Annotated in this window: 25 protein-coding genes; 12 read left to right on the top strand and 13 right to left on the bottom strand. The window is 62.7% G+C overall.

The window, feature by feature from the left end; all coding sequences use genetic code 11:
• Positions 1 to 61 precede the first annotated feature (61 nt).
• Positions 62 to 757, top strand: a complete 696-nt coding sequence (locus ROE7235_RS02160; protein ID WP_121093022.1) for an HAD family hydrolase — start codon at positions 62 to 64, stop codon at positions 755 to 757.
• A gap of 72 nt (positions 758 to 829) precedes the next feature.
• Here ROE7235_RS02160 and ROE7235_RS02155 read toward each other — a convergent pair whose 3' ends face one another.
• Positions 830 to 1,237 carry a VOC family protein gene (locus ROE7235_RS02155; RefSeq protein ID WP_121093021.1) on the bottom strand — a complete coding sequence of 136 codons (408 nt, stop codon included), beginning with the start codon at positions 1,235 to 1,237 and terminating at the stop codon, positions 830 to 832.
• Complete coding sequence (locus ROE7235_RS02150) at positions 1,221 to 2,696, bottom strand: replicative DNA helicase (protein ID WP_121093135.1); 1,476 nt, start codon at positions 2,694 to 2,696, stop codon at positions 1,221 to 1,223. Before ROE7235_RS02150 ends, ROE7235_RS02155 begins: the two co-directional genes overlap by 17 nt.
• A gap of 171 nt (positions 2,697 to 2,867) precedes the next feature.
• Between ROE7235_RS02150 and ROE7235_RS02145 the strand changes: the two genes are divergently transcribed.
• The 9 genes from ROE7235_RS02145 (at position 2,868) to pyrF (ending at position 13,060) form a co-directional block, all read left to right on the top strand.
• A complete protein-coding gene (locus ROE7235_RS02145) occupies positions 2,868 to 4,517 on the top strand; it encodes a histidine--tRNA ligase (RefSeq protein WP_121093020.1) in 1,650 nt (549 codons plus the stop codon).
• Positions 4,514 to 5,590: an ATP phosphoribosyltransferase regulatory subunit gene (locus tag ROE7235_RS02140; protein WP_245963862.1), complete on the top strand. Its 1,077-nt coding sequence runs from the start codon at positions 4,514 to 4,516 to the stop codon at positions 5,588 to 5,590. Before ROE7235_RS02145 ends, ROE7235_RS02140 begins: the two co-directional genes overlap by 4 nt.
• On the top strand, positions 5,587 to 6,306 hold the full coding sequence (gene hisG, locus ROE7235_RS02135; protein WP_121093018.1) for an ATP phosphoribosyltransferase: 720 nt from the start codon (positions 5,587 to 5,589) through the stop codon (positions 6,304 to 6,306). The genes ROE7235_RS02140 and hisG overlap by 4 nt, the downstream gene beginning before the upstream one ends.
• A gap of 89 nt (positions 6,307 to 6,395) precedes the next feature.
• Complete coding sequence (locus tag ROE7235_RS02130; protein WP_121093017.1) at positions 6,396 to 7,007, top strand: serine O-acetyltransferase; 612 nt, start codon at positions 6,396 to 6,398, stop codon at positions 7,005 to 7,007.
• Entirely contained in the window at positions 7,007 to 8,200 is a 1,194-nt protein-coding gene (locus ROE7235_RS02125; RefSeq protein WP_121093016.1) for a hypothetical protein, read from the top strand. Before ROE7235_RS02130 ends, ROE7235_RS02125 begins: the two co-directional genes overlap by 1 nt.
• Positions 8,197 to 9,561: a cytochrome P450 gene (locus tag ROE7235_RS02120; RefSeq protein ID WP_245963861.1), complete on the top strand. Its 1,365-nt coding sequence runs from the start codon at positions 8,197 to 8,199 to the stop codon at positions 9,559 to 9,561. Before ROE7235_RS02125 ends, ROE7235_RS02120 begins: the two co-directional genes overlap by 4 nt.
• Positions 9,562 to 9,635: 74 nt before the next feature.
• The gene (locus ROE7235_RS02115; protein ID WP_183073275.1) at positions 9,636 to 10,550 is read left to right on the top strand and encodes an MBL fold metallo-hydrolase; all 915 of its coding nucleotides are present in this window, start codon (positions 9,636 to 9,638) and stop codon (positions 10,548 to 10,550) included.
• 120 nt (positions 10,551 to 10,670) lie between these two features.
• Positions 10,671 to 12,305: a peptidoglycan-binding domain-containing protein gene (locus ROE7235_RS02110; RefSeq protein ID WP_121093013.1), complete on the top strand. Its 1,635-nt coding sequence runs from the start codon at positions 10,671 to 10,673 to the stop codon at positions 12,303 to 12,305.
• 59 nt (positions 12,306 to 12,364) lie between these two features.
• Positions 12,365 to 13,060 carry an orotidine-5'-phosphate decarboxylase gene (pyrF, locus tag ROE7235_RS02105; protein WP_121093012.1) on the top strand — a complete coding sequence of 232 codons (696 nt, stop codon included), beginning with the start codon at positions 12,365 to 12,367 and terminating at the stop codon, positions 13,058 to 13,060.
• Positions 13,061 to 13,067: 7 nt separating this feature from the next.
• Here pyrF and ROE7235_RS02100 read toward each other — a convergent pair whose 3' ends face one another.
• From ROE7235_RS02100 to ROE7235_RS02055, 10 genes are all read right to left on the bottom strand, one after another.
• A complete protein-coding gene (locus tag ROE7235_RS02100; protein WP_147434153.1) occupies positions 13,068 to 13,694 on the bottom strand; it encodes a hypothetical protein in 627 nt (208 codons plus the stop codon).
• Positions 13,695 to 13,813: 119 nt separating this feature from the next.
• Complete coding sequence (locus tag ROE7235_RS02095) at positions 13,814 to 14,593, bottom strand: succinate dehydrogenase iron-sulfur subunit (RefSeq protein WP_121093010.1); 780 nt, start codon at positions 14,591 to 14,593, stop codon at positions 13,814 to 13,816.
• A 12-nt stretch (positions 14,594 to 14,605) separates the two neighbouring features.
• On the bottom strand, positions 14,606 to 15,445 hold the full coding sequence (locus tag ROE7235_RS02090) for a hypothetical protein (RefSeq protein ID WP_121093009.1): 840 nt from the start codon (positions 15,443 to 15,445) through the stop codon (positions 14,606 to 14,608).
• 26 nt (positions 15,446 to 15,471) lie between these two features.
• Positions 15,472 to 17,277, bottom strand: a complete 1,806-nt coding sequence (gene sdhA / locus ROE7235_RS02085) for a succinate dehydrogenase flavoprotein subunit (RefSeq protein WP_121093008.1) — start codon at positions 17,275 to 17,277, stop codon at positions 15,472 to 15,474.
• A gap of 9 nt (positions 17,278 to 17,286) precedes the next feature.
• Positions 17,287 to 17,667, bottom strand: a complete 381-nt coding sequence (sdhD, locus tag ROE7235_RS02080; RefSeq protein ID WP_121093007.1) for a succinate dehydrogenase, hydrophobic membrane anchor protein — start codon at positions 17,665 to 17,667, stop codon at positions 17,287 to 17,289.
• Between the two features lie 10 nt (positions 17,668 to 17,677).
• Positions 17,678 to 18,061 (bottom strand): succinate dehydrogenase, cytochrome b556 subunit, encoded by a 384-nt coding sequence (sdhC, locus tag ROE7235_RS02075; RefSeq protein WP_121093006.1) that lies wholly within the window; start codon positions 18,059 to 18,061, stop codon positions 17,678 to 17,680.
• Positions 18,062 to 18,284: 223 nt separating this feature from the next.
• Positions 18,285 to 19,313: a MaoC family dehydratase gene (locus tag ROE7235_RS02070; protein ID WP_121093005.1), complete on the bottom strand. Its 1,029-nt coding sequence runs from the start codon at positions 19,311 to 19,313 to the stop codon at positions 18,285 to 18,287.
• An 83-nt stretch (positions 19,314 to 19,396) separates the two neighbouring features.
• Positions 19,397 to 19,600, bottom strand: a complete 204-nt coding sequence (locus ROE7235_RS02065; RefSeq protein ID WP_121093134.1) for a DUF1737 domain-containing protein — start codon at positions 19,598 to 19,600, stop codon at positions 19,397 to 19,399.
• Positions 19,600 to 20,160, bottom strand: coding sequence for an NnrU family protein (locus ROE7235_RS02060; RefSeq protein ID WP_121093004.1), 561 nt, complete (start codon positions 20,158 to 20,160; stop codon positions 19,600 to 19,602). Before ROE7235_RS02060 ends, ROE7235_RS02065 begins: the two co-directional genes overlap by 1 nt.
• Positions 20,161 to 20,173: 13 nt before the next feature.
• Entirely contained in the window at positions 20,174 to 21,037 is an 864-nt protein-coding gene (locus ROE7235_RS02055) for an HpcH/HpaI aldolase/citrate lyase family protein (RefSeq protein ID WP_370743416.1), read from the bottom strand.
• Positions 21,038 to 21,223: 186 nt separating this feature from the next.
• On the opposite strand from ROE7235_RS02055, the gene ROE7235_RS02050 reads away from it, so the two are divergent.
• Together ROE7235_RS02050 and ROE7235_RS02045 are read left to right on the top strand one after the other, a co-directional pair.
• The gene (locus ROE7235_RS02050) at positions 21,224 to 21,514 is read left to right on the top strand and encodes a hypothetical protein (RefSeq protein WP_121093003.1); all 291 of its coding nucleotides are present in this window, start codon (positions 21,224 to 21,226) and stop codon (positions 21,512 to 21,514) included.
• A gap of 65 nt (positions 21,515 to 21,579) precedes the next feature.
• Entirely contained in the window at positions 21,580 to 22,905 is a 1,326-nt protein-coding gene (locus ROE7235_RS02045; RefSeq protein ID WP_121093002.1) for an aspartate aminotransferase family protein, read from the top strand.
• Between the two features lie 174 nt (positions 22,906 to 23,079).
• On the opposite strand, the gene ROE7235_RS02040 is transcribed toward ROE7235_RS02045, so the two are convergent.
• Positions 23,080 to 23,646: a hemerythrin domain-containing protein gene (locus tag ROE7235_RS02040; protein ID WP_121093001.1), complete on the bottom strand. Its 567-nt coding sequence runs from the start codon at positions 23,644 to 23,646 to the stop codon at positions 23,080 to 23,082.
• Positions 23,647 to 23,685 lie beyond the last annotated feature (39 nt).

Below are 23,685 nucleotides of genomic sequence, written 5' to 3'. Positions count from 1 at the left end.
CCTGTCACCAGAATGTCGTGCGCGCAAGATACCCCGCGCGCGACATCTGCCGGAGTGTTCCATGACCTTGCCCCCCCTGCGCGCGGTGCTGTTCGACAAGGACGGCACGCTGTTCGATTTCACCGCAAGCTGGGCGGGTTGGATGGACGGGGTCATCGAAACCCTGTCCGATGGCTGCGCGGCGCGTGCCGGGGCCATTGCGCAGGCTGTGCGGTTCGACCGTGGGGCACGGGCGTTCGATCCGTCCTCGCCCTTGATCGCAGGCACGCTTGACGAGGGCGCGGATCTGATCCGCCCGCATATCGCGCCGGACCGCGCCGAGGGGCTGGGGGACTATCTGCTGGAGAGTTCGAAACACGCCGCCATGGTGCCGCCGGTGCCGCTGGCGCCCCTGCTACAGGGGTTGCGCGCGCGCGGGCTGGTGCTGGGCGTGGCCACAAATGATGCCGAAGCGTCGGCCCATGCCCATCTGCACGCCGCCGGTATTGCCGCGTATTTCGCGCATGTTCTGGGCTATGACAGCGGTTATGCGCCCAAACCCGCGCCCGACATGCTGCTGGGCTTTGCCGCGCGCGCGGGGCTGCCTGCGAACAGCGTGGCCATGGTGGGCGACAGCACGCATGATCTGTTTGCCGCCCGCGCGGCGGGGATGGTGACGATTGGCGTGCTGACGGGGCTTGCGGACGCGGCGACGCTTGCGCCCCATGCCGATCTGGTGCTGCCCGATATCGGGCATTTGCCGGACCATCTGGGCTGACGGATTTGGGGGCTGCCGCCCCCCTGCGGCTGCGCCGCATTCCCCCCGCGAGTATTTGGGGCAAGATGAAGATCAGTCGAAAATCTGAATTGTCGGATCGTTGGCCCTGCAATGATCAATGCGGCTGGCAAGTGTGCCGACATGCAGTTCCAGCTTGTGACCGTCGGGATCGCGCAAGTAGAGCGAGGCGCCTTCGGAGCGGTTGTCTTTCCAAAGTGGCACGCCCTTCAGACGTTCGCCAAGATGCGCAAATCCCGCTTCCGTGACCGACAGCGCGATATGGCTGTCATCCTGCGCCGGTCTGGCTTGCCCAAGTTCCAGACACAGCCATAGCGCCCCGCCTTCCAGATAGGCAAAGCTTGGACCATATGCGCGCAGGCGCAGGCCAAGCATGTCGCGATAAAACCCCAACGCGCGGTCCAGATCGGCCACGACCAGCGTGATGTGATTCACGCCCGAAATGTCAGAACCGGTCGCCATCCTGCTGCCATGGTTTCACGAGGTTGCCGAAGCGGGTGAACTGGCCCTCGAAGCTAAGCTCCACCGTGCCGATTGGTCCGTGGCGCTGCTTGCCGATGATGACTTCGGCCTTGCCATGGACCGATTCCATCTTGGCCTGCCATGTGGCCATCTTGTCCAACTCGTCCTCGCCCGGTTTCTCGCGTTCGCGGTAGTATTCGTCGCGGTAGACGAACATGACCACATCCGCATCCTGCTCGATCGAGCCGGATTCGCGCAGGTCCGACAGTTGCGGGCGCTTGTCTTCGCGCGATTCGACATTCCGCGAGAGCTGCGACAGCGCGATGACAGGGATGTTCAATTCCTTGGCGATGGCCTTCAGCCCTTGGGTGATCTCGGACACCTCTTGCACGCGGCTTTCCTTGGACGAGCCGCGCAAGAGCTGCAAATAGTCTACCATCAGCACGTCCAGCCCGTGTGTGCGCTTCAGGCGGCGAGCGCGCGCGGCGACCTGTGAAATGGGCAAAGCGGGCGTGTCGTCAATGTAAAGCGGGCAGGATTCGAGGGCTTTCGCGGCCTCGACAAAGCGGCGGAATTCGGCCTCCGACATATCGCCCCGGCGGATTTGTTCCGAAGGCACTTCGGCGGCTTCGGACAGAATACGCGCGGCCAATTGCTCGGCGCTCATTTCCAGGCTGAAAAACCCGACCGCGCCGCCCTCTATCGCACCCTCTGTCCCGTCGGGCTTGCGGCCCGTGCGGTATGCTTTGGCAATGTTGAATGCAATGTTCGTTGCCAGCGAGGTTTTCCCCATCGACGGACGCCCGGCAAGGATCAGCAAATCCGAGGGGTGCAGCCCGCCCAGCTTCTTGTCCATGTCGATCAGTCCGGTCGAAATACCCGCCAGCCCCCCGTCGCGCTGATAGGCGGCATTGGCCATCTGCACGGCATCGGTCACGGCCTTGAGAAAGCTCTGAAACCCGCGCTCGGCCACGCCCTGTTCGGCCAACTTGTAAAGCCGCTGTTCGGCCTCGACGATCTGTTCTTTGGGTTCCGACGCCACGTCCATTTTCGACGCCTGTGCGGCGATATCCTGCCCCAGCCGGATCAGGTCGCGCCGCACGGCAAGGTCATAGATCATCTGCGCATAGTCGCGCGCGGCATAGGCGGAAATGGCGGCAGCGGCCAGGCGCGCCAGATAGCCCGCACCGCCCAGTTCTTTCAGCCCCTCGTCATCTTCCATGAACGCCTTGAGCGTGACCGGCGAGGCCAGCGCATTCTTGGCAATCCGCGCGCTCGCAATCTCGAATATCCGCTGGTGGACGGGCTCATAGAAATGATCGTGCTTCACCAGCGATGAGATGCGGTCGTAAATGTCGTTATTGACCAGAATCGCCCCCAGAAGCTGTTGTTCTGCCTCTATATTATGGGGCAGGGACTCGGTCGGACCCTCGGGGCGGATCGTGCTGATTTCGTTCATCTGGGCCATGCCACCACTATATCTGGTCAGCCCAAGTGTGTATCGGATTCGCGGTTGCTTCGCAAATTGTATAGCTCTGTGGAGAAGTTGGGGAAAAGCGTCGGCCTTGCCCCTGCGCGGCCCTTGGGCTAAGGCGATGCGCGACGAACCACCCCATGAGGAGCGCCCGTTATGGCCAAAATCAAAGGCCCCCGCCGCCCCAAGGCGCAGACCCCGAAAGGGTTTCGCGACTATTTCGGCGCCGAGGTAAGCGCGCGCAAGGCGATGCTGGACAAGATCGCAGAGGTCTATCACCGCTACGGGTTCGACGCTTTGGAAACTTCGGCGGTGGAAACGGTCGAGGCGTTGGGCAAGTTCCTGCCCGATGTGGACCGCCCGAATGAGGGTGTATTCGCGTGGCAGGAGGATGAGGACTGGCTGGCGTTGCGCTACGATCTGACCGCGCCCTTGGCCCGTGTGGCCGCGCAATACCGGCAGGATTTGCCGACGCCGTATCGGCGCTTCGCGATGGGGCCTGTCTGGCGCAATGAAAAGCCGGGGCCGGGGCGGTTTCGGCAGTTTTATCAATGCGATGCGGATACGGTTGGCGCGGCAAGCGTGGCCGCCGATGCCGAGATTTGCGCGATGCTGGCGGATGCTTTGGAATCCGTGGGGATTGCCCGCGGGGATTATGTGATCCGGGTGAATAACCGGAAGGTGCTGAATGGGGTGATGGAGGTTGCGGGGATATTGGACCCGGAAGACCCCTCGAAATTCGAGGCCGAGCGCGGGATCGTGCTGCGCGCCATCGACAAGTTTGACAGGCTTGGCGTTGACGGCGTGCGCGCGTTGCTTGGTGAGGGCCGCAAGGATGAGAGCGGGGATTTCACGAAGGGTGCGGGGCTGGGTGGAGCACAAGCTGAGCAAATTATGAAATTTGTTTCAGCAAACGATTTGGTTTCATTTGAATTAGAACGCGTAGCGCAAACTGTTTCCTCACGTGGAGGAGATGCTAACGATCTCTTCAAGGCCAGTTGGATAAGAGATCCGAGTGATCTTGCTTTGCAAAAGAGTCTCGGTGCGACCATTTCTGTCGATCAAATATCCACCAAGATTTACAATTCTTTTGTCCTCGACTTTCTGAGCGATCTTGTCAGTGGTTCACTTGTTGGAAGCGAAGGTGTTGAAGAACTCGAACAAATCGCGAGCCTCCTCGCCGCCCAAGGCTACGGCCCCGACCGCATCATCATCGACCCCTCTGTCGTCCGGGGCCTTGGCTATTACACCGGCCCGGTGTTCGAGGCGGAGTTGACGTTTGAGATCACCGACGAAAAGGGCCGTCCGCGTCAGTTCGGCTCGGTCGCGGGCGGTGGGCGCTATGATGATCTGGTCAAGCGCTTTACCGGCCAAGCCGTGCCCGCGACGGGCGTCAGTATTGGGGTGGACCGCCTGCTGGCCGCGCTCGATGCCAAGGGCAAAGGACCTGCGAAAGCGCAAGGCCCGGTGGTTGTGACCGTCATGGACCGCGCCCGCATGGCCGATTACATGGCGCTGGTGAACGAATTGCGCCAAGCGGGCATTCGCGCCGAGATGTATCTGGGCAACCCCAAGAATTTCGGCAACCAGTTGAAATACGCCGATAAACGCGAAAGCCCCGTCGCCATCATCATGGGAGAGGATGAGGCCGCGCGCGGTGTGGTGCAGGTCAAAGACCTGATCCTTGGGGCGCAGATCGCCGCCGATGCCTCTGTCGAGGAATGGAAGGCGCAGTCCCAACAGGTCGAGGTGCTGCGCGGCGATATGGTCGCCACCGTGCGCGAGATACTGGCCCGCTACGCATGAGCCGCGCCGAGGATATCAGCACCGCTCTGCTGGCGCAGATGCTGGATGCCGGGGCGCAGCGTGTCACCCCCGATGTGCTGCAACCGGCGGAAACGCTGCTGGACCTGTATGGCGAGGATATCCGCGCGCGCGCCTATGTCACCCATGACCCCGCTTTGGGCGAGATGATGCTGCGCCCCGATTTTACCGTGCCCGTGGTGCAGGCGCATATGGCGGATGGTGCGGAGCCTGCGCGCTACGCCTATGCCGGTGCCGTGTTTCGCAAGCAATCCGCGACCCGCGCGCGCGAATATCTGCAAGTAGGCTACGAGGTGTTCGCGCGCGAGCACCCGGAGCAGGCCGATGCAGAGGTGTTTGCGCTGTTTGCCCGATTGCTCGACGGCTACCCGACGCGCCCTGTGACGGGCGATATGGGCATTGTCAAAGCCGCCGTGGCGGGCCTGTCCACCACCGAGCGGCGGCGCGCGGCCTTGTTGCGCCATATCTGGCGGCCCAAGCGCTTTCGTGCGCTGCTGGAGCGGATGCGCGGGCAGGGGCCGCTGGCGGCGGACCGTGCGGGTTTGGTGGACCGGCTGCGCGCGGCGCCTGTGAAAGAACTGATCGCGGCGGCTGGCCCGCATCTGGGCCTGCGCGGCGCGGATGAGATCACTGCGCGTGTAATGACGCTGCTGGAAGATGCCGAGGCCGTGCCCATCCCCGAGGATCAGGCGCAGGCGTTGGACGCGCTTTTGTCGCTGTCCGCCCCGGCGCAGGATGCCCTGGCGCAGATGCGGGCGATGGGCTGGGACGCGATCACCCCCGCGCTGGACCGGCTGGCGGCGCGGCTGGAGGCTTTGGATGCGGCAGGCATAGATACCGAAACCCTGCCATTCGAGGCCAGTTTCGGACGCACCACGATGGAATATTACGACGGGTTCGTCTTTGGCTTCATTGCCCGCGACGACCTGCCGCCCGTGGCAAGCGGCGGGCGCTATGACGCGCTGACGGCGGTGCTGGGGCATGGCCGTTCCATTCCGGCGGTGGGCGGCGTGATCCGCCCCGACACGCTAGCAGGTCTGGAGGGCGCAGGATGAGCCTGAAACTGGGTGTGCCCTCTAAGGGGCGTCTAATGGAGCAAACCTTCGACTGGTTCGCGGATCGCGGCCTGCGGCTTGCGCGCACAGGGTCCGCACGCGAATATGCCGGCACGGTCAACGGCGTGGACGGCGTGGAGCTGGTTCTCCTCTCGGCGTCCGAGATCCCGCGCGAATTGGCGGCGGGGCGCATTCATCTGGGCGTGACCGGGTCCGACCTTGTGCGCGAGACGCTGCCGGATTGGCCAGCGTCGGTCACGGAGCTGGCGCAAATGGGGTTTGGTCATGCCGACCTGATCCTTGCGGTGCCGGTCACTTGGGTCGATGTCGAGACATTGGACGATCTGGATGCTGCCGCCGCGGCGTTCCGCGCCCGCCACGGGTTCCGCCTGCGGATCGCGACCAAGTATCACCGGCTGGTGCGAGAGCATCTGCGCGCGCAGGGCGTGGCTGATTACCAGCTTGTCGACAGCCAGGGCGCGACCGAGGGCACGATCCGCAACCTGACCGCCGAAGCGGTGGCCGATATCACCTCTACCGGCGAAACGCTGCGTGCCAACCACCTGAAAATTTTGCAGGGCTCACCCATTCACCAATCACAGGCCACGCTGTTCGCAGCCCGCGGTGCGGACTGGTCCAGCACCGGGCAGACCTTGCAACGCCTGAGCGATAGGCTTGGGCTGCCGATGCCGACGGGGTTTTCGGCGCAGGTGTAAAAGGTTTCTTTCAGCTTCGCCGGTTTCGCGCTAACTTATAGGCCCGCACTAAGCTGAGGTGTTGCGTGTCACTTGAAGAACATAAGCTCATGCCCAAGGCGGTGCGCGCCGCGCCGCTGAGCGATGGCAGCACCAATATGAACCCGTCGGGGATTTCCTTTTGGGAGTTGGTGGCAGAAGATTTGAAGACCCATTACAGCGACATCCTCTCGCAAGGGTTCTGGTGCCTGTTCTGGCACAGGTTTGGCAACTGGCGCATGTCTGTGCGGTTCAAACCGGCGCGGATGGTCCTGACCGCGATTTACCGCACGATGTTTCGGATTTGCCAGTGGTTCGGTGGGATCGAATTGCCCTACACCGTTCAGGTCGGGCGCCGCGTGCGGCTGGAGCATTTCGGCGGAATGATCCTTGTGGCACGGACAATCGGAAATGACGTGGTGCTGCGCCAGAACGTAACCCTTGGCATTCCGCGCGATGACGACATCGCTGCCCGCCCTGTGCTGGAAGATTTCGTCGATGTCGGCGCGGGTGCGGTATTGCTGGGCGATATTCGCATTGGGCGCGGTGCTGTCATTGGCGCGAATGCCGTGGTCACAAAAGATGTGCCGCCCTATTCCGTCATGGTGGGGCTGCCTGCAAAATGTATCCGTATGCGCGACCCATCAGAGGTTGAGAAAGCGAGCGGGGCAGGGACCGCGTGATGTCACAGGCGGAACGGCCCTTCCGGCGGCAGGTGTTCTACATTCCGGGCTATGACCCGTTCCCGCCGCGCCGCTACCGCGAACTGTATCGCACAGAGGGGGCGGCACAGGCCGCGATCTCTGGCTACAGCCTGCGCCAACGGCCCAGAAAGGGTTCGGGGCCATATGGCTGGATCGTGACATCCGACATGACTGAGGGACAGGCGGAAAGCACCATCCAGATACTGGAATGGTCCGATATCGTGCGCGGTTCAATGGCCGCAGGTATCTGGGCGACCTATGCGCTTTTGCTGCGCACGGCCTGGATTTACCTGTCCACCGGCGCCCTGTTCCGGCTGTTCCGGCTGCGCGCGGGGCCGGGGATTGCCGCGATGTATCCGGTGGTCATGCTGCTTGGGCAATTGCTGGTGGCGCTGCTTGCGGCGTGGGCCTTGGGCTGGGCGCTGGCATGGGTGCTGTCCGGCTGGCTGGCATTTCTGCTGGGTTTGGGGGTGGTTTGGCCCGTGCTGGAAGGGTTCCGGCGCATAGATGGCAAGTTCTTCGTGCATTACCTGCTGCTGGATTTTGCGTTCACCGCCAAGCATATGGGCCGCAACCCGCCCGAACTGGAAGCGCGGCTGACCGAATTTGCCGCCCTGATCGCCGCCGCCCTTGATGACCCGGATCTGGACGAGGTTCTGGTCGTTGGCCACTCATCCGGGGTGCATCTGGGGGTTTCGGTTCTGGCGCGGGTGGTCGCGCGGGATGTGCCGGAGCGCAAGCTGGCCTTTCTGTCGCTGGGCCATGCGGTGCCGATGCAATCCTATCTGCCAAAAGCCGACACCCTGCGTGCCGATCTGCGCGCGCTGTCACAGTCGGACAAGTTGTTCTGGCTGGATGTGACCGCGCCGGGCGATGGCTGCTGCTACGCTTTGTGCGACCCGGTGGCCTGTTCGGGGGCGGCCAGCGCGGGGCAGAAATGGCCGTTGATGATCTCTGCGGCCTTTACCCAAAGCCTGACGCCCGAGACCTATGGCAAATACAAGCGGCGTTATTTCCGGCTGCATTTTCAATACCTTTGTGCCTTCGATGCGCCAAAGGACTACGATTATTTTCAGATTACGGCGGGGCCTGTGGCTTTGGCTGATCGCTTTGGCGCGCGCAAATCGTCGGCCAGCGTGTCGCGCGCCTGCTACCTGCCGGAGGTGGCGTGACCCGCCCGCCCATGCCCGACCACCGCGCTGACCGCGTGCCGCTCTGGCGTCATTTGCTGCTGTTCCGGCGAGACATTCTTTCGGCGCAACCTGACAAGCTTTATCGTGCCAAGATGGCAGAGGTGAAGCTGCCTTTCTTGCATTCTGTCATGGTCAACACGCCCGATCTGGTGCAACTGGTGCTGCAAGAGCGGGCGCGCGATTTCCCCAAATCGAACCGCGTGCGCGAGGGGTTGCGTCTGCTGTTGGGCAATTCGGTTTTCGTAACCAATGGCACGACATGGGCACGCCAGCGCCGCATGATCGACCCGGCCTTTGAAGGGGGGCGGTTGCGCGACACCTTTCCGGCGATGTGGGCGGCGTCCGAGGCGGCGGCGCAGCGCCTGAAACCTGGCTGGACAGAGGTCGAGGCGATGACCAGCCATGCCGCCGCCGATGTCATTTTTCGCACCCTGTTTTCCCTACCGATAGAGGATGCGACGGCGGCAGAGGTCTATGGCAGCTTTCGCGCCCATCAGCGTGCCGCGCCGATCCTGAACCTTGCCGCTCTTGTGCCGCTGCCGCGCTGGCTGCCCCGCCCGATGCCACGCGCGGCGCGTGCGACCGCAGGGCGCATCCGCGCGCTGATCACAGGCATGACGGAAGCGCGCGCACAGGCAATTGCCGCAGGCACCGCGCCGGATGATTTGGCGACCAAGATCATGACCACCCGCGACCCCGCAACAGGCGCGGTGTTCGATACCGCAGAAATGGTCGATCAGGTCGCCATTTTCTTTCTGGCGGGACATGAAACCAGCGCGTCGGCACTGGCCTGGGCATTGTATCTGGTTGCGACCCACCCGGACTGGCAGGCCGAATTGGCGCGCGAGGCGCAGGCCATCCGCCCCCATATTGGCGGTCCGGCGCCGGATTTTGGCATCCTGCGCCAGTTCCCCCGTATCCGCGATACGTTCCGAGAGGCGCTTCGGCTGTATCCGCCGGTGCCGATGATGGTGCGGGAGGCGACCCAGCCAGAAGAGTTTCGCAACCGTCCCCTTGGCCAAGGCGCGCAGGTCATCGTCAGCCCGTGGCACATGGGGCGCAATGAACATATCTGGCCCGACCCGCATGACTTCCGGCCCGAGCGCTGGCAAGAAGACGACAGCCGCGCGCGGGCGCGTGACGGCTTCATTCCGTTTTCGGCCGGGCCGCGCGTCTGCCCCGGTGCTGGCTTTGCCATGGCCGAAGCCGTGCTGATCCTTGCGCGCCTTCTGGCCGAATGGGAGTTTCACGCCGACCCGGCTCGCGTGCCGGTGCCGCAGGCGCATATGACGGTGCGTGCCAAAGACGGCATCTGGCTGGAGTTGCGCTTGCGCCAGTAGGGCGGGCATGTCACAGTTCTATTCATGAAAATGAATTTGTGATGCGGTTTCGCACAACAGACTGGAGAGTGCCCTTGACCCGATTTACCCTGATCTGTGCCGCATTGCTGGTATTGCCCCTGCCGGCGATGTCCCAGATCGTGCAAACCCAGCGCGTGACGGACACAGTCTGGGCCATTGTCGGCCCGCTGGAACAGCGCAACCCCGAAAACCTTGGCAATAACGCGACCTTCGGTCTGGTGGTGACAGACGCGGGCGCGGTGCTTGTGGACCCCGGCGGGTCTTGGCAGGGCGCCAAAGTGCTGCATGACACCATACGCCAGATCACCGACGCCCGCGTGCGCTATGTCATCAACACCGGCGGGCAGGACCACCGCTGGCTTGGCAATGGCTATTGGCAGGCCCAAGGTGCGACGGTGATCGCATCCACGGCGGCTGTGGCCGACCAAAAGGCGCGCGGGTCCATGCAGATGACAGGGCTGTCGCAGCTTATCGGCGACGGGCTGGACGGCACCGCACCCAGCCATGCCGACCTGAGTTTCGAGCGGGATTACACGCTTGAGCTTGGTGGCATGACTTTTGAGATCATGCACCGCGGTCAGGCCCATACACCGGGCGATGCCTTTGTCTGGCTGGACAGCGCAAAGACAATGTTTACCGGCGATATTGTCTATATCGACCGTATTCTGGGCAATGGCGCGCAGTCGAACGCCAAAAGCTGGATCGCCGTGTTCGATGCCATGGCCGCATTCGACCCCGCCCACATCGTGCCGGGTCACGGGCGCGCCACCGATCTGGTCACGGCACGGGCACAGACATATGATTACCTTGTCAACCTGCGCAGCCAGATCGGGTCTTTGCTGGACGGTGGCGGCGATATTCTGGACGCGCCCGGCATAGACCAGTCGGCATGGGCCTATCTGACAGAATTCGACAGCTTGGCCGGACGCAATGCGCAGACCACGTTCGAACAAATGGAATGGGAATAATCGGCCAAGTGCCGCCATCCTTGCGGCCTTTGCTGGCGCAAGGTGCATGGCATCATTGCGCAGTCCTGGTGGCACGGCTAAGCTTGCTCTGACGCGGCTTGCAAAAAGAGAGAGGGCATCATGCGCAGGTTTTTTCTGGCGGTTTTCTTGCTTACGGCCCCGATACAAGCCTATGCCGAGAACGTCGCGCTTGTCATTGAAGGGCGTGATTATCGTGGTTTGCCAGAACCTTCGGGCAGTGCGCTTGCAGATCAGGCGCAAGGCGTTCTGGCGCGGCGCGGCTTCGAGGTTGTCACCGCACGCGACCTGCCAATGGGGGATCTGCGCGCCGAACTGGCCGCGCTTCAGGCCAAGTTGGCCGATGGCGCGCTTGAACGGCTGGTGATCGTCGCCTCTGGCTGGTTCGCCGCATCCGATAGCGGGGCGTGGTTTCTGGCGTCAGATGCCAGCCAGCCGAGCCTTGCAACCGTCGATGGGGCGGGATTGCGGTTGGATAGCGTGATGGAACTAGCCGCGAATGCAGCCTCTGCGCATGTGTGGCTTGCGCAGCCGACCTCTGGCGCCGTGTCGGACGAGCTTGGGTTCGGCCTGCGCGCGGGCCTGCCCGACCGTTTGGCCGTGCCGCGCGGCGTTGCCGTGCTGCGCGGCGATGTGCGGGCCGTCCTTGACGGGTTGGATACTGTCTTGCAACCCGGCACAACCCTGTCGGAAACCCTTGCGGCCACCCGCGACCTGCGCGGCGAAGGCACGGTGCCCACGCTTGTTCCGTTCCTGCCCGAAGGCTTCGCACCGGTTGCACAGGCGGACCGCGACGCTTGGGAAACCGCGCGCAATGCCGATACCGAAGACGCGTATCGCAGCTATCTTGCCCAGTTTCCCAATGGTCTGAGCGCGCAGGAAGCACGTGGCCGGATCGACACGCTGCGCAACACACCGGAGCGGATAGAGCAGGACCTTGCCCTTAGCCGCAACGAGCGCCGCGCCATCCAGCGCGACCTGACCACCTTGGGCTATAACACACGCGGGATTGATGGCCTGTTCGGCCCCGGTACGCGCGGCGCAATCGAAGCGTGGCAATCGCAGCTCGATTTCACCGAAACCGGTTTTCTGACGCGCGACCAGATTTTTCAGCTTGCCGGGCAAGCCGCCCGCCGCGCGGCCGAGATAGAGGCCGAAGAACGCGCCCGCCGCGAGGCGCTGGAACGCGCCGACCGCGCCTTTTGGGAGGGCACCGGCGCAGGTGCGGACGAGGCCGGCCTGCGCGCCTATCTGGCCCGCTACCCAGAGGGGATTTTTGCAGGGCTTGCGCGCGAAAGACTGGCTACAATCGAGGCCGAGGCGCGCGCGCAAGCGGATCGCGCGGCATGGGAGCGTGCGCGTGCCGCAGACAGGGCGCGGGGCTACCGACGCTACCTTGCAGATTTCCCCGATGGCCGTTTCGTATCGCAAGCCCGGCGCCGGTTGGCCGAACTGGAACCCATTCGCGATGTTCCCGCGCCCGACACCCCGCCACCGCATGTGCTGGAGCAGGAAGAGGCGCAGCTTGGCATGACGCAGTCCGTCCGCGTATTGGTTGAACGGCGCCTTAGCGGTCTGGGGTATGATCCGGGTATGATCGACGGTGATTTCGACGGCAACACGCGTGCCGCGATCAAGAAGGCGCAGGCGCGTTTCGGGCTCCCGGTGAATGGCTACGTCAGTCAGGGCTTGCTGGATTCGATGTTGCAAGATGCGCTGCGCGGTCTGTTCAGGTAGCTTGCCATGCACGCGCGCTTGCGGTAGCTCAGCGCGACCCTAGCCGCCGGAGCACCCGCATGTCTGATGACCGCCTGATTGTCGCCCTTGATGTGCCGAACGCAATTGCGGGGCTGGATATGGCGGCCCGCCTTGGCAATGCAGTGTCGTTCTACAAGATCGGCTTGGGCATGCTGACCGGCGGTGGCCTCGCGCTGGCCAACGAACTGAAACAGGAACATGGCAAACGCATCTTCCTGGATATGAAATTCTTCGACATTCCCGCCACGGTAGAGGCTGCTGTGCGCGGGATCGCGGCCTATGATCTGGATTTCCTGACCGTGCATGGCGACCCGTCGGTGGTCGCGGCCGCCCGCGCAGGTGTCGGCGGGACAGGGCTGAAAATCCTCGCGGTCACGGTGCTGACCTCGTCCGACCGGGCCGATCTGGATGCGGCGCAAATCCGCCCCGGCGCGATGGACGATATCGTGCTCGCGCGCGCCTCTGCCGCGTTTGATGCGGGCGCGCATGGGGTGATCGCCAGCCCGCAAGAGGCCGCGGCCATCCGCGCGTTGCCCAATGCGCAGGGGCGGCTGATCGTCACGCCGGGCGTGCGCCCACAAGGCAGCGTGACCGATGACCAAAAGCGTATCGCCACGCCTGCACAGGCCTTGGCAAATGGCGCGGACCACATTGTCGTCGGGCGCCCGATCTGGCGCGCTGATGACCCGCGCCGCGCCGCGCAGGCGGTGGTCGCGGGCCTGTCCGGACACTAGGCGGCGCTCAAGGCGCGACCGTCACGAAACCCGCGCGGCGCAATTCGCCGTGGTCCGGATACCACATCGGCGCTTGCGGCAATATCGCCAGTTTGCGCACGAAGGGCTCGGCGATTTTCTGTTCGCGGTAAATTGCCCGATCCCGGGCCATTTCACGGCGCGGATCGATCATGCCATAATACATATTATCTGGCCGCAGATTGTAGCCATGCAGCCCGATCCGCGCGTCCGGGGTCACCGACCGTGTGGCCCCGCCCACGAACATCAACGCGCAGGCAGAGGCGCAATGCCCCTCGACATGGGTTGCAATCCCTTTTGCCTGCAGCACCGTGACCACGCCGCGGGCCTCTGCGATATAGCCGCCGCGGCTCTCAAGAACCAGGCGTTTGACCTTTGGATGTGTGTCGGCAAGCTGCCGCAAGTCGCGTGTCAATCCGAAATCGACCAACCCGGTAAACTCGAAGCTCGACCGGTCCTCTGACAGCCCAAGTGCATAATCTGGCGGGGGCGGTGTGTGCAGCACGCGCGTGCTGTCTGTCATGGCCATCGCAACCCCGACCAGCGCAATCGCACTTAGCGCGACCGCCAAAAGCACGCGTAAGGCAACTATATCGAACGGAGTCCGGTGTTCCATGTGTCTCCCGTCTTCGGAGGTCGTTTCTGCGGCCTTGTCTTCATCCTTGCTGAAATATCCTCAGGGGGGTGAATGGGCCGCAGGCCCAGAGGGGGGCGCGAGCGCCCCCCTGTCAACGCTTAAAGAACGCGCTCCACCATCATTTTCTTGACCTCGGCAATCGCTTTGGCGGGGTTCAGGCCTTTGGGGCAGGTCTTGGCGCAGTTCATGATGGTGTGGCAGCGATACAGCTTGAACGGGTCGTGCAGGTCATCCAGACGCTCGCCCGTGGCCTCATCGCGGCTGTCGATCAGCCAGCGATAGGCGTGCAACAGTGCCGCCGGTCCAAGGTAGCGGTCGCCATTCCACCAATAGCTGGGGCAAGCGGTGGAACAACAGGCGCACATCACGCATTCATACAGCCCATCCAGCTTTTCGCGATCCTCGATCGACTGGCGCCATTCCTTGGCGGGCGTGTTCGATTTCGTTTCCAGCCACGGTTTGATCGACGCGTGCTGCGCGTAGAAATGCGTCAGGTCCGGGATCAAGTCCTTGATGACCGGCATATGGGGCAGGGGATAGATTTTCACATCGCCCTTCACCTCGTCCATGCCGAAGATGCAGGCAAGCCGGTTCTGCCCGTCAATATTCATCGCGCAAGACCCGCAAATCCCTTCGCGGCAGGACCGGCGGAAGGTCAGCGTCGGGTCGATCTTGGTCTTGATGTAGATCAGCGCGTCCAGCACCATCGGCCCGCAACCGTCCAGATCGACGAAATACGTGTCCACGCGCGGGTTGTCACCATCATCGGGCGACCAGCGATAGATCTGAAACTTGCGCAGCTTGGCCGCGCTTTCAGGCTTGGGCCATGTTTTGCCGGTGCGCATCTGGCTGTTCTTGGGCAGGGTCAGTTGGACCATATCAGATTTTCCTTACAGCTCTGCCATGCTCGGCGCCGGGGCGCGCGAGAATAGCGATTGGTTCTGTGTCACGATATCCACGATACGTTGTCGCTGTTGCGGCGACAGGTCTACCGTGTTGAGATGCCGGAGAAATTCCAGCGCAGCGGGGACGGGCCTTACCTTCAGCCGTTTCGACATCGGCTGCATTTCGGCAATCGTTCTGTCCGACACGCCGATGTGATGCAACAAGGCGGCGGAGGGCGCGGCATCCGTCAGCGCCGCTTCCATGTTTAGAAAGCTGACCCTGTCTTCCAGTGCCACGCGCAGACGTCGGCGCAAATCCTCCCAGCCGATGATTGCTTGGGTTTCCGACAGAAAGTCAGCCAGCGGGGCGGTGTATTGATCGGTCTTGACCGCCTGCGCGTGCATACTGCGTTTCCATGTCTCGATCTCGCGGGTGAACACCACGTAGCAGACAGGCCTTGGCGCGAATTGCGCATCGATCATCGACAAAATCTTATGTGCCGCAGGAAACAGCCGGGTTTCGCCCGCGCGTCCGGGCGATGCCCCAAGCAGGGTTTCATGGCTGACAAGGCAGGGGCCGGGAATTGCATCGACCTGCTGTCGTAAAGCTTGGATGCTGCCCGTGAGTTTTTGCTCAGCCTCTGTGCTCGCCCTCAGCGAGTAGCGGGCCGCATGTTCCGCAAGGCGGCTGAGTGTCTTGCCCGGTTCCGGCGTGATAACCGCCAGTTCCGAGGCAAGACATTCGGCATTCGCGGCAAGATGCCGCTGGATAGAGGTCGTGCCGGTCTTGGGAACGCCCACATGAAAGGTTATGACACCCCTTTCACTTTGTGCTGCGTCCGTCATGGCCCTTGGTCCTTCCAAGACTTCTATCAATAGACCCGCGCTTTCGGCGCGATCTTTTTAAGGTCGATACCGCCCTCGTTATGGCCGGTCAGCGGGTTCAGATGCACGGGGCGGTAATCCAGCGCGACGTTCTCGTCATTGACCCAAGCCAGCGTGTGCTTGCGCCATGTCTCGTCGTCGCGGTCGGGGTAATCCTCGTGCGCATGCGCGCCGCGGCTTTCCTTGCGCGCTTCGGCGCCGACAATGGTGGCCATGGCGCAGGGCATCAGGTTGTCCAGCTCCAGCGTTTCCATCAGGTCGGTGTTCCAGATCAGCGAGCGGTCGGTGACTTGCAGATCGCTCATCTTGGACGCCACGCCCTTCATTTTCTCAAGACCCTCTGCAAGCGTCTTGTCGGTGCGGAACACGGCGGCATCGGCCTGCATGGTTTTTTGCATTTCCAGCCGCAACTCTGCGGTGGGCGTGCCCCCGTTAAAGTTGCGGAACTTATCGAACCGCGCCAAAGCACGATCAAGGCTGGCCTTGTTCAGTTCTGGGTTGGGCGCCTTGGGGTCCACGGTCTGGCCTGCGCGGATCGCGGCGGCGCGTCCAAATACGACCAGATCAATCAGGCTGTTGGACCCCAGACGGTTCGCGCCATGCACGCTTGCACAGGCCGCTTCGCCCACCGCCATCAGGCCGGGCGCGATGCGGTCAGGGTTCTCAGCATCGGCATTCAGCACCTCGCCCCAGTAGTTGGTGGGGATACCGCCCATGTTATAATGCACGGTCGGAAGCACCGGAATCGGTTCCTTGGTAACATCGACCCCGGCGAACACGCGGGCGGATTCGGAAATGCCGGGCAGGCGCAGATGCAGCGCCTCTTTCGGCAGATGCGACAGGTTCAGGTGAATGTGGTCCTTGTTCGGGCCAACCCCGCGCCCTTCACGAATCTCGATCGTCATACAGCGCGACACCACGTCCCGCGACGCCAGGTCCTTGTAGGTCGGCGCGTAGCGTTCCATGAAACGCTCGCCTTCGGAATTCGTCAGGTAGCCGCCTTCGCCGCGCGCGCCTTCGGTAATCAGGCAGCCCGCGCCGAAAATGCCGGTCGGGTGGAATTGCACGAATTCCATGTCTTGCAGGGGCAGACCGGCACGCGCGACCATGCCATTGCCGTCGCCGGTGCAGGTATGCGCACTTGTGGCGCTGAAATAGGCACGCCCGTAGCCGCCCGTGGCCAGCACGACCATCTTGGCGTTGAACACATGCAGCGTGCCGTCATCCAGCTTCCACGCCATCACGCCTTGGCACTGCCCGTCATCGGACATGATCAGGTCGGTGGCGAAATACTCGATGAAGAACTCTGCCTTTTGCTTGACCGATTGGCCATAAAGCGTGTGCAGCATCGCGTGGCCGGTCCGGTCGGCAGCGGCACAGGTGCGCTGCACGGGCGGACCTTCGCCAAATTCGGTGGTGTGACCGCCAAAGGGGCGCTGGTAGATCTTGCCCTCTTCGGTGCGCGAAAACGGCACGCCGTAATGCTCCAACTCATACACCGCTTTGGGCGCTTCGCGGGCCAGATACTCCATCGCGTCGGTGTCGCCCAGCCAGTCAGAGCCTTTGACCGTGTCATACATATGCCACTGCCAGTTATCGGGGCCCATGTTCGACAGGCTTGCGGCAATACCGCCTTGGGCGGCCACGGTGTGGCTGCGGGTCGGGAATACCTTGGTCACACAGGCGGTTTTCAGCCCTTGTTCGGCCATGCCCAGAGTCGCGCGCAACCCCGCGCCACCCGCGCCCACCACGACCACATCATAGGTATGTTCTTCGATCTTATAGTCTGACATGTCTTTTCCTCAGGCGCTGAACAGGACAGTGGCAACCGACAAAACGCCAGCCACACCAAGCGCCCAGCACAGCAATGTATTGACCAAAAGCGCGACGGTGCGCTGCGTCTTGTTGGGAACATAGTCCTCGATCACCGTCTGCAAACCTTGTTGCAGATGCGCAAAGGCGGCGATTATGAACAGAATGGCAACCAGCGCGTGCCACAGGTTGGAATAGGTGGCGACAAAAGCGTCATGCCCGCCGCCAAGCGTGTTTGCGAAGGGAAAAAGAAACAGCAGCGTCAACGGGATCAGCGCGATCGACGTGACACGCTGGCTCCACCAATGGTGCAGGCCTTCTCCGGCGGCCCCGTGGCCATGCGCGCGGGAATAGTCTGATTTATAGCTCATGATCGCCCCCTTACACGGCCAGAATGGTGACAATGGTCACGACCACCGTGCCACCGAACACGATATAGCTGGTCTTTTCCACGGTCTCGACCTGCATCATCCGGCCTGTGTCCCAGATCAGGTGGCGGATGGAATTGAGCATGTGAAACCACAGCGCCGCCAGTGACCCGATCAGCACGATATGCCCGAGGATAGAGGTCAGCAGCCCGTCGACAAACTCGAAATATCCCGCACTGAACGCGCCTGCCGCGAACCACCAGACAATCAGGATGGATGCGAGCGTCATGCCCACCCCCGTTATCCGGTTCAGGATGGACGTGATCGCTGCCAGCGGCAGGCGATATACTTGAAGATGCGGCGAAAGCGGGCGGTTGCCCCGGTTCACATCGGCCATGGATGGCTCCTCTTTCATGTGGCTGGTCGCGGACGACCCGGCTCTTGCACCCGTGCATACCGAATTTCACGCGAATGTCACGCTTCGAGCGTGGGGGCGGGCGCAAAAACCGCATCGTTTCCGCTAAAATAACGCCCTTTGGGCCAGTTTGTGATCGCAAATCAAAGCCATGTGATCACAAAAAGCCAAACTTGTGATCACCTTTGCGACTCGGGCCGCGGACCTAGACCGGCATCAGCACCCAATAGTCGAAATCCAGCAGCACATCGCGGTGGTATTTACCTTCGGCGCCGCGCAGAACAAAAGGATCACCTTTCGTGGCCACCGTGCGCAGACGCAATGCGCCCACGCCGGGCACGGCGGTCTCGGCCCGGTCCAACACTTCGGACCATGCCCGGATTGTATCGCCTGCAAAACAGGGGTTGGCGTGGCTGCCACCGTTAATTGCGACCATCATCTGCGCATTGGCCAACCCATTGAATGACAGCGCCCGCGCGACCGAAATCACATGTCCGCCATAGGCCAACAGCTTGCCATCCACCCGCTGGGTGCGGTCGAAATGTACTTTCGATGTGTTCTGCCACAGCCGCGTGGCCAGCATATGCTCGGCCTCTTCCATGGTCATGCCGTCGACATGGTCAATCTGTTCGCCCACGGCATAATCGCCCCAACGGTGCGGCGCGCCGGCCTGCGCGTCGTCATATTGCGCAAATGTCAGCCCCTCGGGCACGACCAGATCGCTTGCATCGACCGCGTTCGCTAGCTCTGGCACCAGTGTCTCTGGCGCGGGCGCATCCAGATCGCCCTTGCGCACCATTACCCAGCGCACATAGTCAATCACCACCTCGTCGCGCTGGTTCAGCCCTTGGGTGCGCACATAGACCACGCCCGATTTCCCGTTGGAATTCTGCTTCAACCCGATCACTTCGGAGGTCGCCCGCAACGTGTCGCCGGGATAGACCGGGCGCAAAAACCGTCCCTGCGCATAGCCCAGATTGGCCACCGCGTTGACGCTGATATCGGGCACCGATTTGCCGAAGACGATATGGAACGCCATCAAGTCATCGACAGGGCTTGCAGGCAGCCCGCAGGCGCGCGCAAACTCATCGGACGAATAAAGCGCCCCGCGTGCGGGATAAAGCGCATGGTACATCGCCCGCTCGCCCCCCGACACGGTGCGCGGCACAGCATGCGCAATCTGGTCGCCGACGCGGTAATCCTCGAAAAACCGGCCCTTGCTGGTCTTGCTCATCTGCTCGCCTCTTCATCTTGCCGCAAATACTCGCGGGGGAATGCGGGCCGCTCAGGCCCGCATGGGGGCGGCAGCCCCCTCGCTTATAGACTTCCGAGCGTCAGCTCGGGCCGGTAGGTTGCATCCACCTCTTTGACCACGGCCTGTGCACAGCGCATCACGCCGGTTGCAGGGTCTGCCGCATAGGCGGGGCTGCCATGCAGCGCCCAGCCTTTCGACAGTGCCTCTGTCACCTTGTGGCAAAACGCAGAGCTGTCCTCGGCAGTCAGCAAGCGGTAGGCAAGCATCATGCGCCCCCGCCAAACGGCCACGGGCCAACCCAGCCATGGATAATCCCGACGACCAGCATCAGGAACACGGCGGCCACCAGCGCGACACCTTCGCGCCAGATCGCAGCCTCGGGCGGGCGGGTCCAGTCACGGTTGGCGCGGTTTATCACGATCACCGACACCACCGCCCAAGCCAGCAGCCCGCCGAACAGGATCACGCCCTGCACGCTGCCCGCGACCAGCAGATGCGCCACGGCCCAAGCCTTGAACCCGGTCAATTGCGGGTGGCGAATGCGGCGTGCAAGGCTGGTTTTCAACCCCGACACCGCGAACATGTAGAACGCCACGAAGACCAGCAGGTTGTTCAGATGGATCATCCAACCAGCACGTGGCCACAACCAGACCGGATCGGCCCAGCGGTAGCCCAGCACCATCAGCAGGATTGACGCGAAAATAGCCACGGTCGCGTATAGGCGCCCGGTGTCGCCAAGCTCTGCGCGTTTGGCCGGTTGCAGGCGTTTGAACAAATGCGCGGCACTCCACAGCAGAACGCCCGCGGCCAGAAGAACGGTTCCCATTTCGCTTACTCCTTCAAGAGGCGAGGGCTTCCGCCTTCGCCAGGATTTGCTTCGCGGTCACTATGTGCAGATTCTCGACGATCTTGCCATCCAGAACTGCCACGCCCTCGCCGCGCGCGGTGGCGGCGTTATAGGCATCAATCTGGCGGCGGGCCGTGTCAATCTCGTCCGAGGACGGTGCGAACACCGTATTCGCGATTTCCAGTTGTGACGGGTGAATCAGCGTCTTGCCATCAAAGCCCATATCGCGGCCCTGTTCGCATTCGGCTTTCAGCCCGGCCCCGTCACGGAACGCGTTATACACGCCGTCCACCGCGACCAACCCGTGCGCCTTTGCCGCCAGAACCCCCATCTGCAAGGATGTGAACAGCGGCATCCGGTCGGCGCGGTAGCGCAGCCCCATATCCTTGGCCAGATCATTCGTGCCCATGATAAACCCCGCCATGCGCGGCGCGCCGGCAATCTTGAGCGCGTTCCAGATGCCCAGCGGTGATTCCATCATCGCCCAGATCCGCGTATCGGCGGTCTCAACCCGCGCGTCCAGACGGCGGGCAAGCTCTTCGATATGCGCCGGACCATCGACCTTTGGCAGCAGGATCGCTTCGGGACGGGCGCTGGCGATCACGTCCAGATCCTCCGCGCCCCATTCGGTGCCCAGATCGTTGATCCGCACCAGCTTGGCGCGTGGGCCGTAATCCAGCGTTTGCAGCGTATCCGCCAGCAAGCGGCGGGCGCGCGGTTTCTCGTCCATTGCGACGGCATCTTCCAGATCGAAGATGATCGCGTCGGTCGGAAGCGCCGTCGCCTTGTGCAAAGCGCGCTCCTTAGAGCCGGGGATATACAAAACCGAACGAAAGGGGCGCGTGTCCATAATTATCTCCAGCGTAACAATCTTGCGCAGGTTCCACCAGTTTTGGTCACAAATGGCAAGAGCAAATTTGCTGCATTGCGGCATTTCGGTATACTTTTGTGCGCAAATGACATGCGTGCGGTGCGTTAGGACAGGTTTTGCCGCTTTCTGGCAGGCTTTCAGCGTGGGGTCATCGCCAATAGGAGCCGACATATGCGCCAACTCATCGCCCTTTGCCTTGCTGTCAGCGCCACAGGTGCGCAGGCCCAGACCATGCCGTGCGCGTCGCGCGCGCAGGTGCTCGACATGCTGTCACAGGCAGAACAGACGCGCCGTGCCGTGGGCCATGCGGGCCAAGCCGTGATGGAAACATTTGCCAATGCTGAGACTGGCGCTTGGACCATCACCGTCAGCCTGCCTGACGGGCGCATGTGCCTGCTGGCCAATGGCCAGGATTTCACCGCACGGGATGAGGTTTTTCCGACCTCTGGCCGTGCGATCTGAGCGGTTTTCATTGCAAGGGTGCAGGGGGCTGCGATAGTGCGAGGCGTGATCTGAAAGGCCCTGCCATGACCCATCTCTTGCATCGCTCCATCCATTCTGCCCCGCGTATAGCGCGTTCCGCGCAGGGTATCCGGTTTACCGATGCCGAGGGGCGCGACTATATCGACGCCTCGGGCGGGGCAGCGGTGTCTTGCCTTGGCCATGCGCATCCTGATGTGCTGGACGCGCTGCACGCGCAGCTCGACAAGCTGGCCTATGCGCATACCGGCTTTTTCACCAGCGATGTCGCAGAGGAATTGGCCGACCGGCTGGTGGCTGACGCGCCTGCCGGTTTGGACCATGTCTATCTTGTGTCGGGCGGGTCCGAAGCCGTAGAGGCCGCGTTGAAAATGGCGCGCCAGTATTTCACCGAAACCGGGCAGCCGCAGCGCCGCCACATCATCGCGCGGCGGCAAAGCTACCATGGCAACACGCTTGGCGCATTGGCGGCGGGCGGCAATGAATGGCGGCGCGCGCAATTCAAACCGCTCTTGATGGAGGCGCATCATATCGCCCCCTGTTTTGCCTATCGCGCGCAAATGGCAGGCGAATCCGACGCTGATTACGCCACCCGCGCGGCGGGCGAGCTAGAGGCGAAAATACTGGAACTTGGCCCCGACACGGTCTGTGCATTCATCGCCGAACCTGTAGTGGGCGCGACGGCGGGGGCGGTCCCGTCGGTGGGCGACTACTTCCGCCAAATCCGCGCGATCTGCGACAAATACGGCGTGTTGCTGATCCTTGACGAAGTGATGTGCGGCATGGGGCGCACCGGGTCGCTTTACGCCTGCGAACAAGATGGCGTGGTGCCCGACCTTCTGACCATCGCCAAAGGCTTGGGCGGTGGCTACCAGCCCGTGGGGGCGACGCTGCTGAGCGACCGCATCTTTAAGGCCTTTGCCACTGGCAGCGGGTTTTTCCAGCACGGCCATACCTATATGGGCCACCCGATGGCGGCCGCGGCGGCACTGGCGGTGCAACAGGTCATCGCGCGCGACCATCTGCTCGGAAATGTGCAAGCCATGGGCGCGCATCTGCGGGACCGTCTGCAAGCGGCGTTCGGGCAGCACGCCCATGTCGGTGACATTCGCGGGCGCGGGCTGTTTCAGGCCATCGAACTGGTCTCGGACCGCGACACGAAAGCGCCGTTCGACCCCGCGCGCAAGCTGCACGCGCGCATCAAGGCCGAAGCCATGGCGCGCGGCTTGATGGTCTACCCGATGGGCGGCACGATTGACGGGGTGCGCGGCGATCATGTGCTGCTTGCGCCGCCGTTTATCGTGACGCGAGAGGACGTGGACCAGATCGTGGGGCGCTTGGCGGATGCTGTGGAGGCTGCGCTCGCGCCTTGATCACGGCAGCGGTGGGCCGCGGTCTGCCGCCGCAACTGGCGGTGATCGCCACTTTATGGTCGCCAAGCTTGCATAACATCGCGCCTATGCGCCATGACCTCCAAAGCGGCAGGCCTCTGGGGCGGCCCGCCGCTGCCCGTGGGGCGCTTCGCGCCTGTTAACCACGGGCCGCTGTCAAAACTTCAGCGCATGGTGCAGGATCGTCGGCACCACCAGCTCTTCCTCGTCCACCAGGTGCCGGTCCAGAAACCGCTCGAACCCGTCCAGCTTCGCCAGCATCGCGCCCGCGCTGGCGTTCTGGTCTGCGCCCTTGTCCTGAAGCGCGCGCAGATGGGTGTTCGCGGCCTCTGTCAAAGCGGACAGCTGTGCATCTAACGCATGATGATCGGCTTCCAGCAATTCAAAGCCATGCGCCAGCCGAGCTTCGGCCTGCGCCAGCACGGGGAAGTAATGCGCATCCTCTATGTGGTGGTGGCCGTGCAGTTCATTGATCAGAAAGCCACCAATCCGCGCGGTCATCTGGCCGTGCGCGCGTGGGTCGCGGCCCTTGTCCAGAAAGCCGCACGTGTCGTCCTGCCATTGCGCAAGCGCGCGGCGGAACATCAGGTGCCGCTCCAGCCAGAAGCGGGTCAAGCCGTCGAAATTGCTGTGGCTTTCCCACATGTCGCGTGGGTATTGCTGCAACAGAACGCGCAGCGCGTCGGGCAGGCCATCGCGGTTGGCAAGGTCGATCTGGGTCATGGGGTGTCCTTTCGCAACGGCTCAGGTAAACCCGCTCAC

It is taken from the genome of Roseinatronobacter ekhonensis (assembly GCF_900499075.1).
GTDB lineage: Bacteria > Pseudomonadota > Alphaproteobacteria > Rhodobacterales > Rhodobacteraceae > Roseinatronobacter > Roseinatronobacter ekhonensis.
Note: the sequence above shows the minus strand (reverse complement) of the source record. Positions and strands in the feature narration are given on the sequence as shown.

Excerpts from the sequence above, each read along its gene's own strand:
- ROE7235_RS02045 (WP_121093002.1), top strand. The coding sequence starts at position 21,580 with ATGACCCATCTCTTGCATCGCTCCATCCATTCTGCCCCGCGTATAGCG.
- ROE7235_RS02090 (WP_121093009.1), bottom strand. The coding sequence starts at position 15,445 with ATGACGGACGCAGCACAAAGTGAAAGGGGTGTCATAACCTTTCATGTG.
- ROE7235_RS02070 (WP_121093005.1), bottom strand. The coding sequence starts at position 19,313 with ATGAGCAAGACCAGCAAGGGCCGGTTTTTCGAGGATTACCGCGTCGGC.
- ROE7235_RS02110 (WP_121093013.1), top strand. The coding sequence starts at position 10,671 with ATGCGCAGGTTTTTTCTGGCGGTTTTCTTGCTTACGGCCCCGATACAA.
- sdhD (WP_121093007.1), bottom strand. The coding sequence starts at position 17,667 with ATGAGCTATAAATCAGACTATTCCCGCGCGCATGGCCACGGGGCCGCC.
- ROE7235_RS02150 (WP_121093135.1), bottom strand. The coding sequence starts at position 2,696 with ATGAACGAAATCAGCACGATCCGCCCCGAGGGTCCGACCGAGTCCCTG.
- ROE7235_RS02160 (WP_121093022.1), top strand. The coding sequence starts at position 62 with ATGACCTTGCCCCCCCTGCGCGCGGTGCTGTTCGACAAGGACGGCACG.
- ROE7235_RS02155 (WP_121093021.1), bottom strand. The coding sequence starts at position 1,237 with ATGGCGACCGGTTCTGACATTTCGGGCGTGAATCACATCACGCTGGTC.
- ROE7235_RS02095 (WP_121093010.1), bottom strand. The coding sequence starts at position 14,593 with ATGGTCCAACTGACCCTGCCCAAGAACAGCCAGATGCGCACCGGCAAA.
- ROE7235_RS02125 (WP_121093016.1), top strand. The coding sequence starts at position 7,007 with ATGTCACAGGCGGAACGGCCCTTCCGGCGGCAGGTGTTCTACATTCCG.
- ROE7235_RS02130 (WP_121093017.1), top strand. The coding sequence starts at position 6,396 with ATGCCCAAGGCGGTGCGCGCCGCGCCGCTGAGCGATGGCAGCACCAAT.
- pyrF (WP_121093012.1), top strand. The coding sequence starts at position 12,365 with ATGTCTGATGACCGCCTGATTGTCGCCCTTGATGTGCCGAACGCAATT.
- ROE7235_RS02040 (WP_121093001.1), bottom strand. The coding sequence starts at position 23,646 with ATGACCCAGATCGACCTTGCCAACCGCGATGGCCTGCCCGACGCGCTG.
- ROE7235_RS02100 (WP_147434153.1), bottom strand. The coding sequence starts at position 13,694 with ATGGAACACCGGACTCCGTTCGATATAGTTGCCTTACGCGTGCTTTTG.
- ROE7235_RS02050 (WP_121093003.1), top strand. The coding sequence starts at position 21,224 with ATGCGCCAACTCATCGCCCTTTGCCTTGCTGTCAGCGCCACAGGTGCG.
- sdhA (WP_121093008.1), bottom strand. The coding sequence starts at position 17,277 with ATGTCAGACTATAAGATCGAAGAACATACCTATGATGTGGTCGTGGTG.
- ROE7235_RS02065 (WP_121093134.1), bottom strand. The coding sequence starts at position 19,600 with ATGCTTGCCTACCGCTTGCTGACTGCCGAGGACAGCTCTGCGTTTTGC.
- ROE7235_RS02140 (WP_245963862.1), top strand. The coding sequence starts at position 4,514 with ATGAGCCGCGCCGAGGATATCAGCACCGCTCTGCTGGCGCAGATGCTG.
- ROE7235_RS02060 (WP_121093004.1), bottom strand. The coding sequence starts at position 20,160 with ATGGGAACCGTTCTTCTGGCCGCGGGCGTTCTGCTGTGGAGTGCCGCG.
- ROE7235_RS02145 (WP_121093020.1), top strand. The coding sequence starts at position 2,868 with ATGGCCAAAATCAAAGGCCCCCGCCGCCCCAAGGCGCAGACCCCGAAA.
- sdhC (WP_121093006.1), bottom strand. The coding sequence starts at position 18,061 with ATGGCCGATGTGAACCGGGGCAACCGCCCGCTTTCGCCGCATCTTCAA.
- hisG (WP_121093018.1), top strand. The coding sequence starts at position 5,587 with ATGAGCCTGAAACTGGGTGTGCCCTCTAAGGGGCGTCTAATGGAGCAA.